The 16,982-nt window shown below is 72.9% G+C and carries 20 protein-coding genes; 11 read left to right on the top strand and 9 right to left on the bottom strand.

The window, feature by feature from the left end:
• The first annotated feature begins 14 nt into the window (after window positions 1-14).
• On the top strand, window positions 15-386 hold the full coding sequence (locus ABD335_RS00715; protein WP_344320276.1) for a MerR family transcriptional regulator: 372 nt from the start codon (window positions 15-17) through the stop codon (window positions 384-386).
• 107 nt (window positions 387-493) lie between these two features.
• On the opposite strand, the gene ABD335_RS00720 is transcribed toward ABD335_RS00715, so the two are convergent.
• From ABD335_RS00720 to ABD335_RS00735, 4 genes are all read right to left on the bottom strand, one after another.
• Window positions 494-1,456, bottom strand: coding sequence for an electron transfer flavoprotein subunit alpha/FixB family protein (locus tag ABD335_RS00720; RefSeq protein ID WP_344320007.1), 963 nt, complete (start codon window positions 1,454-1,456; stop codon window positions 494-496).
• Window positions 1,457-1,517: 61 nt separating this feature from the next.
• Window positions 1,518-2,303: an electron transfer flavoprotein subunit beta/FixA family protein gene (locus tag ABD335_RS00725; protein WP_344320008.1), complete on the bottom strand. Its 786-nt coding sequence runs from the start codon at window positions 2,301-2,303 to the stop codon at window positions 1,518-1,520.
• Between the two features lie 177 nt (window positions 2,304-2,480).
• Window positions 2,481-3,011, bottom strand: a complete 531-nt coding sequence (locus ABD335_RS00730) for a flavin reductase family protein (RefSeq protein ID WP_344320009.1) — start codon at window positions 3,009-3,011, stop codon at window positions 2,481-2,483.
• A gap of 134 nt (window positions 3,012-3,145) precedes the next feature.
• Window positions 3,146-3,562: a TlpA family protein disulfide reductase gene (locus tag ABD335_RS00735; RefSeq protein ID WP_344320010.1), complete on the bottom strand. Its 417-nt coding sequence runs from the start codon at window positions 3,560-3,562 to the stop codon at window positions 3,146-3,148.
• A 171-nt stretch (window positions 3,563-3,733) separates the two neighbouring features.
• Between ABD335_RS00735 and ABD335_RS00740 the strand changes: the two genes are divergently transcribed.
• Both ABD335_RS00740 and ABD335_RS00745 read left to right on the top strand, forming a co-directional pair.
• On the top strand, window positions 3,734-4,141 hold the full coding sequence (locus tag ABD335_RS00740; RefSeq protein ID WP_344320011.1) for a DUF4395 domain-containing protein: 408 nt from the start codon (window positions 3,734-3,736) through the stop codon (window positions 4,139-4,141).
• 144 nt (window positions 4,142-4,285) lie between these two features.
• Window positions 4,286-5,005: a lysophospholipid acyltransferase family protein gene (locus ABD335_RS00745; protein ID WP_344320012.1), complete on the top strand. Its 720-nt coding sequence runs from the start codon at window positions 4,286-4,288 to the stop codon at window positions 5,003-5,005.
• Between the two features lie 70 nt (window positions 5,006-5,075).
• Here the strand turns inward: ABD335_RS00745 and ABD335_RS00750 are convergent, their stop codons facing one another.
• From ABD335_RS00750 to ABD335_RS00760, 3 genes are all read right to left on the bottom strand, one after another.
• A complete protein-coding gene (locus ABD335_RS00750; protein WP_344320013.1) occupies window positions 5,076-6,191 on the bottom strand; it encodes a threonine aldolase family protein in 1,116 nt (371 codons plus the stop codon).
• Window positions 6,170-6,949, bottom strand: a complete 780-nt coding sequence (locus ABD335_RS00755; RefSeq protein WP_344320014.1) for an SDR family NAD(P)-dependent oxidoreductase — start codon at window positions 6,947-6,949, stop codon at window positions 6,170-6,172. The genes ABD335_RS00750 and ABD335_RS00755 overlap by 22 nt, the downstream gene beginning before the upstream one ends.
• Window positions 6,950-7,011: 62 nt before the next feature.
• A complete protein-coding gene (locus ABD335_RS00760; RefSeq protein WP_344320015.1) occupies window positions 7,012-8,424 on the bottom strand; it encodes a DUF6421 family protein in 1,413 nt (470 codons plus the stop codon).
• A 385-nt stretch (window positions 8,425-8,809) separates the two neighbouring features.
• Here ABD335_RS00760 and ABD335_RS00765 point away from each other — a divergent pair, with 385 nt between their 5' ends.
• Window positions 8,810-9,493: a glycerophosphodiester phosphodiesterase gene (locus ABD335_RS00765; RefSeq protein WP_344320016.1), complete on the top strand. Its 684-nt coding sequence runs from the start codon at window positions 8,810-8,812 to the stop codon at window positions 9,491-9,493.
• Here the strand turns inward: ABD335_RS00765 and ABD335_RS00770 are convergent.
• Complete coding sequence (locus tag ABD335_RS00770) at window positions 9,477-10,067, bottom strand: GNAT family N-acetyltransferase (RefSeq protein WP_344320017.1); 591 nt, start codon at window positions 10,065-10,067, stop codon at window positions 9,477-9,479. The two genes, ABD335_RS00765 and ABD335_RS00770, sit on opposite strands and share 17 nt — an antisense overlap.
• 65 nt (window positions 10,068-10,132) lie before the next feature.
• On the opposite strand from ABD335_RS00770, the gene ABD335_RS00775 reads away from it, so the two are divergent.
• From ABD335_RS00775 to ABD335_RS00800, 6 genes are all read left to right on the top strand, one after another.
• On the top strand, window positions 10,133-10,525 hold the full coding sequence (locus tag ABD335_RS00775) for a VOC family protein (RefSeq protein WP_344320018.1): 393 nt from the start codon (window positions 10,133-10,135) through the stop codon (window positions 10,523-10,525).
• Window positions 10,526-10,651: 126 nt separating this feature from the next.
• Window positions 10,652-11,242, top strand: coding sequence for a DUF5134 domain-containing protein (locus tag ABD335_RS00780; RefSeq protein ID WP_344320019.1), 591 nt, complete (start codon window positions 10,652-10,654; stop codon window positions 11,240-11,242).
• Window positions 11,243-11,367: 125 nt separating this feature from the next.
• Window positions 11,368-12,309 carry a M56 family metallopeptidase gene (locus ABD335_RS00785; RefSeq protein ID WP_344320020.1) on the top strand — a complete coding sequence of 314 codons (942 nt, stop codon included), beginning with the start codon at window positions 11,368-11,370 and terminating at the stop codon, window positions 12,307-12,309.
• 83 nt (window positions 12,310-12,392) lie between these two features.
• Window positions 12,393-13,070, top strand: coding sequence for a phosphatase PAP2 family protein (locus tag ABD335_RS00790; protein WP_344320021.1), 678 nt, complete (start codon window positions 12,393-12,395; stop codon window positions 13,068-13,070).
• Window positions 13,067-13,795 carry an HAD family hydrolase gene (locus ABD335_RS00795; protein ID WP_344320022.1) on the top strand — a complete coding sequence of 243 codons (729 nt, stop codon included), beginning with the start codon at window positions 13,067-13,069 and terminating at the stop codon, window positions 13,793-13,795. The genes ABD335_RS00790 and ABD335_RS00795 overlap by 4 nt, the downstream gene beginning before the upstream one ends.
• A gap of 141 nt (window positions 13,796-13,936) precedes the next feature.
• The gene (locus ABD335_RS00800; RefSeq protein WP_344320023.1) at window positions 13,937-14,596 is read left to right on the top strand and encodes a TetR/AcrR family transcriptional regulator; all 660 of its coding nucleotides are present in this window, start codon (window positions 13,937-13,939) and stop codon (window positions 14,594-14,596) included.
• Here ABD335_RS00800 and ABD335_RS00805 read toward each other — a convergent pair.
• A complete protein-coding gene (locus ABD335_RS00805; protein ID WP_344320024.1) occupies window positions 14,587-16,092 on the bottom strand; it encodes an LVIVD repeat-containing protein in 1,506 nt (501 codons plus the stop codon). The genes ABD335_RS00800 and ABD335_RS00805 overlap by 10 nt on opposite strands.
• 162 nt (window positions 16,093-16,254) lie before the next feature.
• Here ABD335_RS00805 and ABD335_RS00810 point away from each other — a divergent pair, with 162 nt between their 5' ends.
• The gene (locus ABD335_RS00810) at window positions 16,255-16,971 is read left to right on the top strand and encodes a DUF305 domain-containing protein (protein ID WP_344320025.1); all 717 of its coding nucleotides are present in this window, start codon (window positions 16,255-16,257) and stop codon (window positions 16,969-16,971) included.
• Window positions 16,972-16,982: the final 11 nt, after the last annotated feature.

Genomic DNA, 16,982 nt, shown 5'->3' on the forward strand with positions numbered 1-16,982 from the left:
TGGAGGTGAGGGGAATGCGCATCGGCGAGTTGGCACGGGCCACGGGGGCCACGCCCCGGGCGCTGCGGCACTACGAGCAGGCGGGTCTGCTCTCCTCGGAGCGGGCCCCCAACGGCTACCGGGTCTACGACGAGCGGGCGGTGGTGCGCGTGCGGAACATCCGCCGTCTGCTGGACGTCGGGCTCACCCTGGACGACGTGCGGGTGTTCATGCCCTGTCTGGACGGGGACGTGGTCGCGGCGCCGCCCTCCGAGAAGGGCCTGGAGGTCGTGCTGGAGCGGCTCGCCGTGCTCGACGAGCGCATCGCCGCCCAGACCGCCGTCCGGGACCGGTTGGCGGAGGCGCTGCGGCGGGCGACCGGGGGTCGGGTCCGCCCGGTGGCCTGAGCGCGGGAGCGCCCGCGGACGCGGCCGGGGCCGCGCGATCGAACCGTCGATCGCGCGGCCCCGGCCGTTGTCGGGCCTCTTCCCGGGGGTTCGGCCCTCTCGGAGGCTCAGCCCTTGCGGGCCTTGACCTCCTCGGTGAGCTGCGGGACGACCTGGAACAGGTCGCCGACGACGCCGTAGTCGACCAGGTCGAAGATCGGGGCCTCCTCGTCCTTGTTGATGGCCACGATGGTCTTCGAGGTCTGCATGCCGGCGCGGTGCTGGATGGCACCGGAGATGCCGGCGGCGATGTAGAGCTGCGGCGAGACGGTCTTGCCGGTCTGGCCGACCTGGTGGGTGTGCGGGTACCAACCGGCGTCCACCGCGGCGCGCGAGGCGCCGACGGCCGCGCCGAGCGCGTCGGCCAGGTTCTCGATGAGCGCGAAGTTCTCGGCGCCGTTGACGCCGCGGCCGCCGGAGACCACGATCGCGGCCTCGGTCAGCTCCGGGCGGCCGGTCGACTCGCGCGGGGTGCGGGAGACGACCTTGGTGCCGGTGGACTTCTCGCCGAAGGTCACCGACAGCTGCTCGACCTCACCCGCGGCCGGGGCGGCCTCCGGGGCGGCGGAGTTGGGCTTGACGGTGATGACCGGCGTGCCCTTGGTGACGCGGGACTTGGTGGTGAAGGAGGCGGCGAAGACCGACTGGGTCGCCACCGGGCCCTCGTCGCCGGCCTCCAGGTCGACGGCGTCGGTGATGAGACCCGCGCCGATGCGGAGCGCCAGGCGGGCCGCGATCTCCTTGCCCTCCGCGGAGGAGGGGATCAGCACGGCGGCCGGGGAGACGGCCTGGTACGCGGCCTGGAGCGCGTCCACCTTCGGTACGACGAGGTAGTCGGCGAACTCGGGGGCGTCGGCGGTGAGCACCTTCACCGCGCCGTACTCGGCCAGCGTGGCGGCGGCCTGCTCGGCGCCGGCGCCCAGGTGGACGGCGACCGGGTCGCCGAGGCGGCGGGCCAGGGTCAGCAGCTCCAGGGTGGGCTTGCGGACGGCACCGCCGGTGTGGTCGACGTAGACAAGGACTTCAGCCATGGGAGTCGTTCTCCTGCGAGGATTGCGAGGGCGGTCGTGAGGCGTGCGGGACGCGGGGGCGTCAGATGAACTTCTGGCCCGCGAGGAACTCGGCGAGCTGCTTGGCGCCCTCGCCCTCGTCCTTGACGATCGTGCCGGCGGTGCGGGCCGGGCGCTCGGTGGCCTCCTCCACCGCGGTCCAGGAGCCCTCCAGGCCGACCTCGTCCGCGTCGATGTCCAGGTCCTCCAGGTCCCAGGACTCCACCGGCTTCTTCTTGGCGGCCATGATGCCCTTGAAGGACGGGTAGCGCGCCTCGCCGGACTGGTCGGTCACCGAGACCACCGCCGGCAGCGCGGCCTGGAGCTGCTCGGTCGCGGCGTCGCCGTCGCGGCGGCCGGTGACCGTGCCGCCTTCCACGGCAACCTCGGACAGCAGCGTCACCTGCGGCACGCCCAGCCGCTCGGACAGCAGGGCGGGCAGCACGCCCATGGTGCCGTCGGTGGAGGCCATGCCGCAGACCACCAGGTCGTAGCCGGCCTTCTCGATCGCCTTGGCCAGCACCAGCGAGGTGCCGATGACGTCGGTGCCGTGCAGGTCGTCGTCCTCGACGTGGATCGCCTTGTCGGCGCCCATCGACAGCGCCTTGCGCAGCGCGTCGCGGGCGTCCTCCGGGCCGACCGTCAGGACGGTGACCTCCGCGTCGTCGGCGTTCTCGGCGATCTGGAGCGCCTGCTCGACGGCGTACTCGTCCAGCTCCGACAGCAGACCGTCCACGTCGTCGCGGTCGACGGTCAGGTCGTCGGCGAAGTGCCGGTCGCCGGTGGCGTCGGGCACGTACTTCACACAGACAACGATCCTCAAGCTCACGCCGGCTCTCCTACTTGCGTCGTCATTACTGGCTGCCTTGTCTCACAGGCAGCATAGGCGCCTGATCGGGCGGATTCCGGTCCGGTGGGGCCGGCTCTCCATCCAGGATATTACTCGTCAGTACAACCACCCCGTTCCCGGTCTTCAAGGGCGGTGAACTGTGACGTTGCCAACGGCTCACGGGGGCACGGCGCCCTCGCGCGGAACGTTGAAGCGTCCGCCGTGGTACAGCAGCGGGAGTCCGGCGCCCGAGGCGTCCCCCGTCACCGCCTCGGCGAGGACCAGACGGTGGTCGCCGGCCGGCACGCGCGCCACGACGTCGCAGACCAGCCAGGCCAGGACGCCCTCCAGCACCGGTACGCCGTGCGGACCGCGGTGCCAGCGAGTGGGCGGGGCGAAACGGTCGGCGCCCGGGCGGGCGAAGACGGCGGCCAGTTCCCGCTGGTGTCCGCCCAGGACGTGCACCCCCACGTGCTCCGCCTCGGCGATCACCGGCCAACTGGAGGAGGCGGTGGCGATGTTGAAGGACAGCAGCGGCGGCTCGGCGGCGACCGAGGCGAGGGAGGTCGCGGTGAAGCCCACGGGACGACCCCGGCCGTGGGCGGTGACCACGGCGACCCCGGCGGCGTGCCGCCGGAAGACGGCGCGCAGCAGCGCGGGGCCGGCGTCCGTGACGTCCGGTGCCGGCCGCGCGTCCTTCGCGCTCATTCGAGATCCCCTGGCCACATCGTGTCACCCTGGCGACCGCCGGCGATCTCCGTCAAGCGCGGCCTCGACGAATGGGACCAGGGTCACCCGTGTCGTGCGTCACGCGGCGTGGACGCCGCTCGCGCCCCCTCGGCTCACACGGCCTCGCCGAGCGCGGCGATGACGTCGGCCTTGCGCGGCAGGCCGGCGGCCCGCCGGACGATCCGCCCCCGCGCGTCCAGCACCAGGACCGTGGGCGTGCGCAGGATGCCCAACTCCCGTACCAGGTCCAGTCGGGACTCGGCGTCGATCTCCACGTGGGCGACGCCCTCCACCATGCCGGAGACCTCCGCGAGGATCCGCCGGGTGGCCTGGCAGGGCCGGCAGAAGGCGCTGGAGAACTGCACCAGCGTGGCGCGCTCGCCCAGCCTCTCGGCGCCGATCGCCTCGGCGGTCAACCGCCTGTCCTCGTCCCGTCCGCGCACCGTCATCCTTCCGTCCCGCCGTCCCTTCAGCACTCCGAACGCGCCGGCCAGCGCCAGCATCGCCAGACACACGACCAGTCCCGTCATCCCACCCGTCCGTTCGAGCCGTCCGATCCGCCGCCCGCCCGCGGGGCGCGGGCGGTGCCCGGCACCGTCTCCCACAGCCTCTCTCACAGCGTCTCCCACAGCGTCCGCGACCGTCCCGCGGATTCCCGCGTCCGGCCCGCTCCCCACCGCGCGGTGGGGAATGCTGTCGGCATGGACATCGACATACGAGGACCGAGGTTCGGGGCGGCCGTGACCACCGCGGTCCTGGCCGCCGTGCTGATCACCGGGAGCTTCTGGCTGCTGGCCGCGCAGGCGCTGGTGTTCGCCGCCGGAGCGGCCCTCGGGGTGCGGCGCTCGCCGTACGGACTGCTGTTCCGCCTCCTGGTCCGGCCGCGGCTCGGCCCCCCGACACGGTTCGAGGACGAGGCGCCGCCCCGGTTCGCCCAGGGCGTCGGGCTGCTCTTCGCGCTCGTGGGCCTGGTGGGGTACGGCGTGGGGCCGTTGTGGCTGGGGATGGCGGCGACCGCCTGCGCGCTCGCGGCGGCCTTCCTCAACGCCGTCTTCGGGTACTGCCTGGGCTGCGAGGTGTACCTGGTGCTGCGCCGGGCCACGGGGTGAGGCGGCGGGCCGGACCGGCCGGACGGCGACGTGACGAGGATCTCTCACCACCGGTACTGGTCAGGGAAGTTACGCCAGCGTAGGTTCGGGTAGAACGACCGGGAGAACCCTCCCCGGGCAGTACTTCCAGAAGGGTCCTCCCGTATGGCAGAACTCGTGTACCCACCTGTCATTGGCGCCGCCCGCACCCTGTTCAAGGCGCTCGACCTGCGCTTCGACATCGAGGGCACCGAGCACGTACCGCGGCGCGGCGGCGCGGTGTTGGCCAGCAACCACATCGGCTACCTCGACTTCGTCTTCGCCGGTCTGGCCGCCCGGCCGGCCAAGCGGCTGGTGCGCTTCATGGCGAAGGAGTCGGTCTTCCGGCACAAGGTGTCCGGGCCGCTGATGCGCGCCATGAAGCACATCCCGGTGGACCGTTCGCAGGGCGAGCACGCCTACCGCCACGCGCTGAAGTCGCTGCGCTCGGGCGAGATCGTGGGAATCTTCCCCGAGGCGACGATCTCCCCGTCGTTCACCTTGAAGAAGTTCAAGACGGGTGCGGCGCGGATGGCGCAGGAAGCGGGGGTTCCGCTGCTGCCCGTCGCACTGTGGGGCACGCAGCGGCTGTGGACCAAGGGTCACAAGCGGGACTTCGGCCGCAACCACTTCCCGATCACCATCCGGGTCGGCGAGCCGATCCGGGCCGTCGCGGGCGAGTCGGTGGCGCACCTGACCGAGCGGCTGCGCGAGCGCGTCCAGGAACTGCTGGAGGCGGCGCAGCGGGCGTACCCGGTGCGGCCCAAGGGGCCGGACGACACCTGGTGGATGCCCGCCCACCTGGGCGGCACCGCCCCGGCCCCGGCCGAGGTCGGGGTCCACTGACCGAGGCGTCGGGGCGGGGGGTCGGTCCGGTGGGCCGGCTCCCCGCCCCGACGGACGACGGGGTCGGCGCCTACCGCGCCATCTCCTCCCGGAGGGCGGCGACGAAGCCGTCCACGTCCTCCTCGGTGGTGTCGAAGGAGCACATCCAGCGCACGACTCCGGCCGCCTCGTCCCAGAAGTAGAAGCGGTGGCGCTTGCGCAGCCGCTCGGCGACGTCGTGCGGGAGCCGGGCGAAGACGGCGTTGGCCTGGACGGGGTGGAGGATCTCCACGCCGTCGACGGTGCGCACCCCCTCGGCCAGCCGACGCGCCATGGCGTTGGCGTGGGAGGCGCTGCGCAGCCACAGGTCGCCGGCGAGCAGCGCCTCGAACTGCACCGAGACGAACCGCATCTTGGACGCGAGCTGCATCGACAGCTTGCGCAGGTGCTTCATGGCCCGCACCGCGCCGGGGTTCAGCACGACGACGGCCTCGCCGAAGAGCATGCCGTTCTTGGTGCCGCCGAAGGACAGCACGTCCACGCCGGCGTCCGTGGTGAACTCCCGCAGGGGCACCCCCAGCGAGGCGGCGGCGTTGGCGATGCGGGCGCCGTCGAGGTGGACCCTCATGCCCCGCTCGTGGGCGTGCTCGCAGATCGCCCGGATCTCCTCGGGGGTGTAGACGGTGCCCAGTTCGGTGTTCTGGGTGATGGAGACCACCTGCGGCATCGCCCGGTGCTCGTCGTCCCAGCCGTACGCCTCACGGTCGATCAGCTCGGGGGTGAGCTTGCCGTGCTCGGTGGGCACGGTGAGCAGCTTCAGTCCGCCGACGCGCTCGGGCGCGCCGCACTCGTCCACGTTGATGTGGGCGCTCTCCGCGGCGATCACCGCCCCCCAGCGGTCGGTGAGCGCCTGGAGGGCGACGACGTTGGCGCCGGTGCCGTTGAAGACCGGGAAGGCCTCCGCCTCGGGGCCGAGGTGGGCGCGGAAGACGTCCTGGAGGTGGGCGGTGTACTCGTCGTCGCCGTAGGCGGTCTGGTGGCCGCCGTTGGCGAGGGCGAGCGCCGCCAGGATCTCCGGGTGCGCGCCCGCGTAGTTGTCGCTGGCGAAGCCGCGCGCTCCGGGATCGTGGCGGCGCCGGGCGTCCGTCGTCGGGGATGCTGCCGGTGCCTCGGTCGGGTGGTCCTCTACGGTTGCGGGGTCAGCCACAGGCGGTGTCCGTTCACTTCCTCGGCGGGCCTGTCCCAGACGTCGGTGATGGCCTCGGCGAGATCCTTGACGTCGGTGAAGCCCGCGAACCTGGCATTCGGGCGCTCGGCACGCATCGCGTCGTTGACCAGCGCCTTGACCACCAGGATGACAGCCGCGGCCGGTGGGCCGGCGTCCGCCCCCTTGCCCGTCTTGCGGAAGGAGTCGGCCAGCGCCAGGGTCCACGCCTCGGCGGCGGCCTTGGCCGCGGCGTAGGCGGCGTTGCCGGCCGTGGGCTTGGTGGCGCCGGCGGCGCTGACCAGCACGTAGCGTCCCTTGCCGCTGCGGCGCAGCGCGCCCTCGAAGGCCAGGGAGGTGTGCTGGACGGTGCGGACCAGCAGCTTCTCCAGCAGGTCCCAGTGGGACAGGTCGGTCTCGGCGAAGGCCGCCGAGCCGCGCCAGCCGCCCACCAGGTGCACCAGCCCGTCGACCCGCCCGTACTCCTTCTCGGTGCGGGTGGCCCACTCGCGGGTGGCGTCCGGGTCCAGCAGGTCGATGATGTCGCCGGTGACGGTGGCGCCGCCGTGGGCGAAGCGGGCCCGGTCCACGGCGGCGGCCAGCCGCTCGGCGTCGTAGTCGGCGGCCACGACCGTGGCTCCCCGCTCGGCCAGGCGCAGCAGCGCGGCCTGTCCGGCCGGTCCCGCCGCGCCGGCCACGGCGACGACGGCTCCCTCCAGGGGGCCTCCGTTGCCGTTGCCGTTGCTGAAACTGCTGGTCATGGTGGTCGCCCCTCTGCTGTCGACGGTCCCGGCGGTTCCGGTGTTCCCCGTGGTCCCGGCGTTCACGCCGCGACCGGGGTGGCGGAGTCGGCGGTGATGCCCTTGGTCGAGGCGATCACGTTCCGCAGCTTCTTGGCGAGCGCCTCGTAGAACATGCTCAGCGGGAACTCGTCCGGGAGCACCTCGTCCACCAGCTTGCGCGGCGGCAGGCCGAGGTCGAGCGCGTCGGGGCCCTTGGCCCAGGTGGAGCCGGGGTGCGGGGCGAGGTAGGTCGACACCAGTTCGTACGCCTTGAACCAGTGGACCAGCTTCGGACGGTCGATGCCCTCCCGGTAGAGGGTCTCGATCTCCTCGCGCAGACGCGCGGTGACCTCGCGGGCCCGCTGCCAGTCGATGGAGAGCTTGTTGTCCGTCCAGCGCAGGGCGTCGTGCTTGTGGAGGTAGGCGAACAGCAACTGGCCGCCCAGCCCGTCGTAGTTGCGGTTGCGCTCGCCGGTGACGGGGAAGCGGAACAGGCGCTCCAGGAGCACGGCGTACTGCACGTCGCGCCCCTGCGCATAGCCGTCCGCCTCCAGCTTCACGGCCTCGTGGAAGGCGGTCAGGTCGCAGCGCAGCTCCTCGATGCCGTACATCCAGAACGGCTGGCGCTGCTTGATCATGAACGGGTCGAAGGGCAGGTCGCCGTGGCTGTGGGTGCGGTCGTGGATCATGTCCCACAGCACGAAGGTCTGCTGGGCGCGGTGCTGGTCGGTGAGCAGGCCGCGGGCGTCCTCGGGCAGTTCCAGCTTGGTGACCTCGCAGGCGGCGTCGATGACGCGGCGGAAGCGGGCCGCCTCGCGGTCGCAGAAGATGCCGCCCCAGGTGAACCGCTCGGGCACCTCGCGCACGGCGACGGTCTCGGGGAAGAGGACGGCGGAGTGGGTGTCGTAGCCGCCGGTGAAGTCCTCGAAGGTGATGCCGAGGAAGAGCGGGTTGTCGTAGCGGGTGCGCTCCAGGTCGGCCAGCCAGTCCGGCCAGACCACGCGCAGGACGACGGCCTCCAGGTTGCGGTTCGGGTTGCCGTTCTGCGTGTACATGGGGAAGACGACCAGGTGCTGGAGGCCGTCGACGCGCTGCCGGGCGGGCTGGAAGGCCAGCAGGGAGTCCAGGAAGTCGGGGACCGCGAATCCGCTCTCGGCCCAGCGGCGCAGGTCGGCCACCAGCGCGCGGTGGTACTCCTCGTTGTGCGGCAGCAGCGGGGCGAGTTCCTCGACGGCGGCCACGACGCGGTCGAGGTGCCGCTCGACCTCGGCCCGGGAGGGGGCGCCCTCGGCGTCGAAGTCGATGGAGCCGTCCTTGGACTGGGCCGGACGGATGGCCTCGACGGCCTCCTTGAGCACCGCCCAGGCGGGGTGGTCCACGACGCGGTCCGTGGACGGGCCACCGGTGGACAGAGCACCACCCGTTGCGCCTACGGGCGAAAGGATTTCCGTCATCACTACCCCTTCACAGGAGAAACTCTTGCCACAGCACCGTATCTGCGGAGACTTCCCCGATCAACCCGAGACCAAGGAAATCCTTCGGCGCACGTCTCACACCACCGATGTTTTTCCTGCTTTCGGCACCTGAAACAGAAGACATGCCTGTAAAAGTAGGGCAAAGCGCGCATCGGTCATCCCATGGAACCGGCGGGGACCACCGGGGCCGTCGGCGCCTCACCGAGCGCCGGATCCGTCTTCCACGCCGCCCGGACCCGCCGTGCCGGGCCCCGCGCGCACCGGTCGACCCCGGTCCGCGGACGGCGTTCACGCACGGCTACCCTGGCCGCCCGTACACACCGTCCGTCCCGCCGTCGGCGCCGCAGGAAAGCGAGAACACACCGTGCCACTGCTCACCGTCGGGCACCGCGGAGTGATGGGTGTCGAACCGGAGAACACCCTGCGCTCCTTCGTCCGGGCCGACCGCGAGGGCTTCGACGTCATCGAACTGGACCTCCACCTGAGCCGGGACGGCGCGCTGGTGGTGATGCACGACGCGGAGGTGGACCGCACCACCGACGGTTCCGGTCCGGTGGCCGGGATGACCCTCGCCGAGCTGCGCGCGCTGGACGCGGGTCGGGGCGAGAGGGTCCCGGTCTTCGAGGAGGTCGTGGACGCGGTCTCCGCCCCGCTCCAGGCGGAGATCAAGGACCGCGCCGCGGCCCGGGTGCTCGCCGAGACCATCGAGCGGCGCGGCCTGCACGACCGCGTCACCGTGATCTCGTTCCACGACGACGCCCTGCGCGAGACCCGCAAGCTGCTGCCCGACATCCCCATCGCGCTGGTCACGGGCAGGTCCACCCCCACCGCGCCCGAGCGCGCCGTGGAACTGGGCGCGGGGATGGTCTCCTGCGAGCTGAAGTGGCTGGACGAGGACGTCGTCCGGCGCTGTCACGAGGCGGGCGTCAAGGTGATCTCCTGGACGGTCAACACCGAGCAGGACGTGGCCCGCGTCCGCGAACTGGGGCTGGACGGGGTGGTCACCGACCTGCCCGCCGTCCGGCGGGCCGTCAGCGAAGCGGCTTGACCAGCAGCTCGAACTCCAGGTCGGGGCGGCGCGGGATGCCGAAGCGCTCGTCGCCGTACGGGAAGGGGCTCCTCCTCCCGGTGCGGACGTAGCCGCGCCGCTCGTACCAGGCGATCAGCTCCTCCCGGGCGGTGATCACGGTCATGTGCATCTCCCGGACCCCCCACTCGGTGCGCACCAGCCGCTCGGCCTCCGCCAGGACGGCCCGGCCCAGTCCCCCGCCCTGGAGGGTCGGCCGGACGGCGAACATCCCGAAGTACGCGACGGGCTCCCCCTCCTCGTCCGTCCTGCGCTCCAGTTGGCAGCAGGCGACCGGCCGCCCGTCCCGCTCGGCCACCAGCACCATGCTGTCGGGGGTCCTGATGATCTCGGCGACGCCCTCGGGGTCCGTGCGCTGTCCGTCCAGCAGGTCCGCCTCGGTGGTCCAGCCCGCCCGGCTGGCCTCCCCGCGGTAGGCCGTCTCCACCAGGGCGACCAGCGCGGGGACGTCGTCCTCGGAGGCGGTCCGGAAGCGGAGGTCGGCGGCGGGGACGCCCGCGGCGTCCGGGGCGTTCACGGTGTTCGGGACGTTCATGGCGCCGAGCCTAATCGGCCCGTGCGCGTCCCGGTCCGGCGGGCCGCCGGCGCTAGGCTCCGACCATGGTGCACGTACTGAGCAGCCGGGTGCTGCTGCGCCCCACCGACCCGGAGCGCTCGCGGACCTTCTACGGCGACACGCTGGGCCTGGCCGTCTACCGGGAGTTCGGCACCGGGCCGGAGCGCGGGACCGTCTACTTCCTCGGCGGCGGGTTCCTGGAGGTCTCCGGCCGCTCCGCGGAGCCTCCCGCCCCGGGACTGCAACTGTGGTTGCAGGTCGCCGACGTCGCCGCGGCCCACCGGGAGCTGGCCGACCGCGGCGTGGAGGTGCTGCGGGAGCCCAGGCGGGAGCCGTGGGGGCTGGTGGAGATGTGGATCCGCGACCCGGACGGGGTGCGGATCGTCCTCGTCGAGGTCCCCGAGGACCACCCCCTGCGCCACCGCCCCGGCATCTAGGGCGCATCCCGCCCCCTGCGCCCCGGTCGCGCTCCCCGGGTGCCTCCGCGCGCTCCCGTGGACGGGCGCGGCGGTGGGCATCCTTCCCGCGGAAACCGGTCGGGGGGCCGGTCGGGGAGGTGCGCGGTGCACGGACCGGAGCCGGTCGGCTGGCTGCTGGTGGCCCTGTGCGGCGGCGTGGGCGCGTACTGCCTGCTGCGGATGCGCGACGGGACGCCCCGGCAGCGGCGGACGGCCGCGGGCGAGGCGTTCATGGGGTTCGGAATGGCGGTGATGGCACTGCCCGCGTCGGCGGTGGACCCCCTGCCGCCGCAGGTCTTCGCCGTGGTCTTCGGTGCCGCGGCGGTGCGCGAGCTGGCGCTGGTGCGGCACGCCCCGGCGCACCACCTCCACCACGCCGTCGGCGCCCTGGCCATGGTCCACATGGCGCTCGCCATGACGGTCGGCGGCCATCCGGGCGGGCACCACGCGGCCCCGGCCTGGACACCGGTGCTGACGGGGGTGCTGCTGGTCTACTTCGCCGGGTACGTGCTGCGCGCGGGCGTCCGGCTGGTTCCCGTGGGCGCCACCGGCCCCGGCCCCCGTGACGGCGGTGGCGGTGACGGCGGCCGGGGGGCCGGGGACACCGTGACCGGTCTGCTGCGGCTGCCGGAGGTGGCGGTGGCCTGCCGCCTGTCGATGGGGCTGGGGATGTTCGCGATGCTTCTGGCCGTGTGATCCCGGCGCCCCGTCGACCGCCGCCGGCCCCGTCCACCGGTCCCGTCCACCGATCCCCGTGAGGCGTGCGTCACTTCCTCGCCTCCCCCGGAAGCAGGGTGGCCGTGGACTCATAGGCTGTTGCCATGATGGTCGCGCTCGCACTGCTCCTCCTGGGCGCACTGGTCGCGGCGACGGCGCCGCGTGTGCTGGCCCGTGGCTCCTGGCCGGACCGTGAGCCCGTGTTGGCGTTGTGGGTGTGGCAGTGCGTGGTGGTCGCCGTGCTGCTGTGCTGCGTGCTGGCCATGGCCCTCTCCGGAGCGGCGGCCTGGCAGGCCGTGCGCGGACACGTCTTCGCCCCCGCCCCCAGCCGGGTCGTCGAGGCGTACGGGCTGAGCGCGTTCGGCGAGTCCTGGCCCGCGGTGGTGGCGGTGGTGCTCGCCTGCGGCGGTGTCTGGACGGCCGCGATGCTCACCCGGGAGATCCGCGGCGCGCGGGCCCGGCGCCGCAGGCGGCGTGCCGAACTCCTCGACCGCGCCCCGCTGCTGCCCGGTGAGGAGGCCGGTTCCGAAGAGCGGCTGGTGGTGCTGGAGGGCGAGCGTCCGGACGCCTGGTGGCTGCCGGGGGACACGCCCCGGCTGGTGGTCACCACCGCGACGCTGCGGCGGCTCGGAGGGCGGGAGCTCGACGCGATCCTCGCCCACGAGCAGGGGCATCTGCGCGCCCGCCACGACTGGCTGCTGCACTGCTCCTCCGCGCTCGCGACGGGCTTCCCGCAGGTGCCGGTCTTCCGCGCGTTCCGGGACCAGGTGCACCGGCTGGTGGAACTGGCGGCCGACGACGCGGCCTCGCGGCGCTGCGGGCGCCTGGCGGTGGCCCTGGCGCTGGTCGAGTTGAACGAGGAGCGCGGGGTCTTCACCCCGTACCCGCCGCACCACGCGCAGGTGCCGCAGCGGGTCGACCGGCTGTTGGCGGCCCCGCCCCGGCTGTCGGTCGTCCGGCGGCTGCGGTTGACCGCGCTGGCGTCCATGGTGCCGCTGATCCCGTTGGCGGTGGCCTTCGTCCCCGGACTCAGGGCGCTGGGCTGAGCCTCGGGCCACACGGACGGCACCGGACGACACGCGGCCCGTCCGATGGTTTGGCCGCCCGTCCACGGGCGACGATCGGAACCATGCCCTCCCCTTTCCTTCGTCTCACCGCGGTGGGGTGCACGGCCGCGGCGGCCGTGCTCTCGACGCTCGTCGTGGCGGGCTGGGACCCGCTGTTGGCGTTCGACGCCCACGTCGCCGCCGAGCTGCACCGCTCGGCGCTCGCCGAACCCGGCTGGACCCGGCTCAACCGGGTGCTGACCGACTGGGTGTGGGACCCCTGGACCATGCGGGCCCTGCTGACCGCGGTGTTCCTGTGGCTCCTGCTGCGCGGCCAACCGCGCCCGGCGCTCTGGGTCGCGGCCACCGCCCTCGTCGGCACCCTCCTCCAACAGGGCCTCAAGGCCCTCTTCGACCGCGACCGGCCCCGCTGGACGCGCCCCGTCGACTCCGCGGAGTTCGCGGCGCTGCCCTCCGGCCACGCCATGACGGCGGCGCTCACCTGCGGTCTGCTGCTGTGGCTGGCGCACCTGTACGCGGTCCGTCGGGCCGTGCGCCTGGCCGTGCTGTGGGCCGGCGCGATCACCGTGGTCGGGGTGGGCTTCACCCGGCTCTACCTGGGCGTGCACTGGCTCACCGACGTGGTCACCGGCTGGCTGCTGGGCGCCGCCGTGGCCGCGACCGCGGCGGCGCTGTGGCACCGGAGCGGCGCGAGGCCCCCTTTGCCGGAGGGGCGCGGGCCGGAAGGATCGGCCCCATGACGATCAGGGGCGTGCTCTTCGACTTCTCCGGAACACTGCTGCGCGTCGAGCCGACCGAGGTCTGGCTGCGCGCCGTCCTGGACGAGGCGGGCGTCGTCCTGCCCGACGGCGAGACGGCCCGCCTCGCGGCGGCGCTGGAGGAGGCCGGCGCGCTGCCGGGCGGGTCCTCCCCCCGCGCCCTCCCCGCCGATCTGCGGGAACCGTGGCGGGAGCGCGACCGCAGCGCCGCGCACCACCGCGCCGTCTACACCGCGCTGGCCCGTCGGGTGCCGCTGCCGCGCCCGGAGCTGTACGACGCGCTGTACGACCGGCACATGCGGCCGGAGGCCTGGCGGCCCTATCCCGACACCGCCGAGGTGCTGGGCGCGCTGCGGGAACGCGGGGTACCGGTGGCGGTGGTGAGCAACATCGGCTGGGACCTGCGCCCGGTGTTCCGCGCTCACGGTCTGGACCGTCACGTGGACGCCTACGTGCTCTCCTACGAGCACGGCGTCCAGAAGCCGGAGCCGGAGATCTTCCGGCTGGCCTGCGCCGCCCTGGGGGTGAGCCCCGAGGAGGCCCTGATGGTCGGCGACGACCGGCACGCGGACGCGGGAGCCGCCGCGCTGGGGTGCTCGGTCCACCTGGTCGACCACCTGCCCTGCGACCGGCGGCCCGACGGGCTGCGGCCGGTGCCGGCGCTGGTGGACCGCTCCCGGGCGCACGGCGGGCGGAGGGCGCCGTGACCGGCGGGAGAGAAGGGCCGATCTCGGGCGATCCCCCGCGTCGCCCGAGATCGGCGCAGTTCGGGCCACGGACGTTCGCCGTCCGGGCCCGAAGACCCATGAGTATATTGGCCCGCAGCCAGTCAACGCAGGAGTTACAGGATGTCCCCTCGCAGCGCATCGGTCAATGAGGAATTGCGCCGACGATCCCGTGAACGGCTGCTGCGGGCGACGGTGGAGCTGGTCGACGAGCGCGGCTACGAGGCCACCACGCTGGGGGACATCGCGGACCGGGCGGGTTCGGCGCGGGGGCTGGTGTCGTACTACTTCCCGGGCAAACGGCAGTTGCTGCAGTCCGCCGTCCACCGGCTGATGCACCTCACCCTGGCCGAGGCCCTGGAGCGCGAGCCGCGGCCGACGGGGCCGGACGCCGGACGGGAGTCGCTGGCCCGTGCGATCGACGCCATCCTCGGGCTCGCCCGCGACCGGCCGAAGCTCATGCGCACGCACATGGCCGGGATCCTCCAGCAGGAGGGCTTCGTCCAGTGCGACGAGCAGCGGCGCCTGGCCGCGCTGCTGCGCGACACCATCGTCCGTTACGGGTCGCGCGACCCCGACGCCGACTACCCGATGCTGCGCGCGCTGCTGATGGGGGCCGTCTTCGCCGTCCTGCTGCCCGGGGCGCCCATGCCGGCGGCGCGGCTGCGCGCCGAGCTGTTCGGGCGGTACGGGCTGGACTGGGAGCTGGGGTTCCCGCCGGACGCCCCGGAGTCGGAGGCGTCCGGCGGGGGCTCGCTGTTGCCGCTGACCGGTCAGCGGTAGTCGGGCTGCGTCTGGGCGTTGAACTCCCAGAGCCTGACGCGCTCGGCGCCGGCGGTGCGCGGGTCCCGGATCTTCAGGACGTCGAAGCCCATCTGGATGTCGTTCGAGTAGACGTGGCCGTTGTAGTAGTACGCCGACCACGAACCGCCGATGGAGTCGGGGTCGGAGTACGGGCCGCGCTCGAAGTACCCGATCTCCCTGGGCTTGGTGGAGTCGGTGAACTCCCAGACGGAGACGCCGCCCTGGTACCACGCCTGGACCATGATGTCGCGGCCCTTGACCGGGATCAGCGAGCCGTTGTGGGCGACGCAGTTCTCGGTGTCGGCCTGGTGCCGGGGGATCTTGAAGTAGCTCTTGAACACCAGCTTGCGGTCGTCGCCCTTGCCGGTGATGTGGTAGATGCCGTTGGCGCCGCGCTTGTCGCCGACCTCGGCGTTGCAGGTGGCGCCGACGCCGCCGCCCAGCTCGTCGGTGAAGACGACCTTGCGGCCGTTCTCGCTGAAGGTCGCCGAGTGCCAGAACGCGAAGTTCTCGTTGTCCTGGACCCGGTCGACGACACGGGGCTCGGCGGGGTCGGAGATGTCCATCAGGATGCCGTCGCCCATGCACGCGCCCGCGGCGATCTCCAGCTCGGGGAAGGTGGTGATGTCGTGGCAGCCGGTGGTCGGCGTGACGCCCGGGTTCTCCGGCTCGCCGGGGTTGCCGCCGTCCGGGAAGAGGACGGGGAAGTCGACGACCGACGCGTTCTCGGGCGCCTTCCGGGGCACCTTGACGATCGAGATGCCGTCGTGCGGCGGCCGGCAGTCGGGGAAGGTCTCGTCCGGGAAGTAGGACGAGACGTAGACGTAGACGTCCTTGCGGTCGGGCACCAGCGTGTGGGTGTGCGAGCCGCAGGCGGTCTCGACGGAGGCGACGTACTCCGGGTTGCGCTTGTCGCTGATGTCGAAGACCTTGATGCCCTCCCAGGCGCTCTTCTCCGTCGGCGACATCGCGGTGCTGTTGCAGGAGTCGTCGCTGCGGGAGGAGTCGGTGGACAGGAAGAGCAGGTCCCCGGAGACGGAGATGTCGTTCTGTCCGCCCGGGCAGAGCACCTGACTCACGATCTTCGGGGACTTCGGCCTGCTGATGTCGTAGACGGTGAAGCCGTCGTAGTTGCCGGCGAAGGCGTAGCGGCCCTGGAAGGCCAGGTCCGTGTTGAGGTTCTTCAACGCCCCCTTGGGCAGGTTGGTCAGGTGGGAGACGTTCCTGCTGTGGACGACCTCGTCCACGCCGGGCACCTCGCCGCTCTCGATGGCGGCCCGGGCTTCCTTGCGGTCCTGCTTCGACGCCTTGCCCGAGGTCGCCGAGGGGTCGCCCGGGTCGGGGACGGCCGCCGCCGGTCCGGCGGCGAAGAGCGTGGCCAGCAGGCCGAAAACGGCCGCTGCCGCGCCGAGGCGTCTGCGCCGTGCGCGGGGTCTGGGCAACGACGTCACTGCTTCCTCCCTGTCAATCCGCATTCCTCCGCTCCGAGTTGAACGGACGACGGACTTCGGCAGTATGGCCCCTCGCGCACCGCTCCCGACAGTGGAAAACGAACACGGTGTCGACAGCGGTGCCCGATCCCGCCCCGTCCGTGCCAGGATCGGGAGAACCGGCGTACCCGTGCCCCAGGAGGAAGAGTGACGGACCGTCACAGATCCCGGCTTCCCTTTCCCGCGCTCCCGTCCGCGCTCGCCGCACTGACCGCGCTGGCCGTGCTGGCGGGAACGACCGGCTGCGACGACGGCTCCGAGAAGGCGGCCCCCGCCAAGGGCGGCCCCTCCGTGATCGCCCCCGGCGAACCGGGTGAGGCCGCCGAGACGCTCTCCGCCGAGGAGGCCGCGAAGGCGGGCGAGAAGAGCAACCCCGAGCCCAACGAGGCGGACTTCGCGTACGTCTCGAAGATGATCGAGCACCACGGGCAGGCCCTGGTGATGACCGACCTGGCCGAGAAGCACGCGAAGTCGGAGAAGGTCCGTCGCCTCGCGGACCGGATCTCCGCGGCCCAGCGTCCGGAGATCCGGGCGATGCGCAGCTGGCTGGAGCGCAACGGCGGGGAGGAGGGCGGCGGCCACGGCGACCACGGCGATCACGGTGGGCACGGCGGGCATGGCGGCCACGGCGGTGCGTCGATGCCGGGCATGGCGACCGAGGAACAGCTCGACGAGCTGCGGGCGGCCCGCGGCGAGGACTTCGACGCGCTGTTCCTGAAGCTGATGATCGCCCACCACGAGGGGGCCGTGACGATGGCCGAGGACGCGGTGCGGGAGGGGCGGGACACCCAGGTCCAGGAGATGGCCGGCGACGTGGCCGTCCAGCAGACCGCCGAGATCGGCCGGATGCGCGCGATGCGCTAGGGCCGCCCTCC

This window comes from Streptomyces macrosporus (genome assembly GCF_039533145.1).
Classification (GTDB): domain Bacteria; phylum Actinomycetota; class Actinomycetes; order Streptomycetales; family Streptomycetaceae; genus Streptomyces; species Streptomyces macrosporus.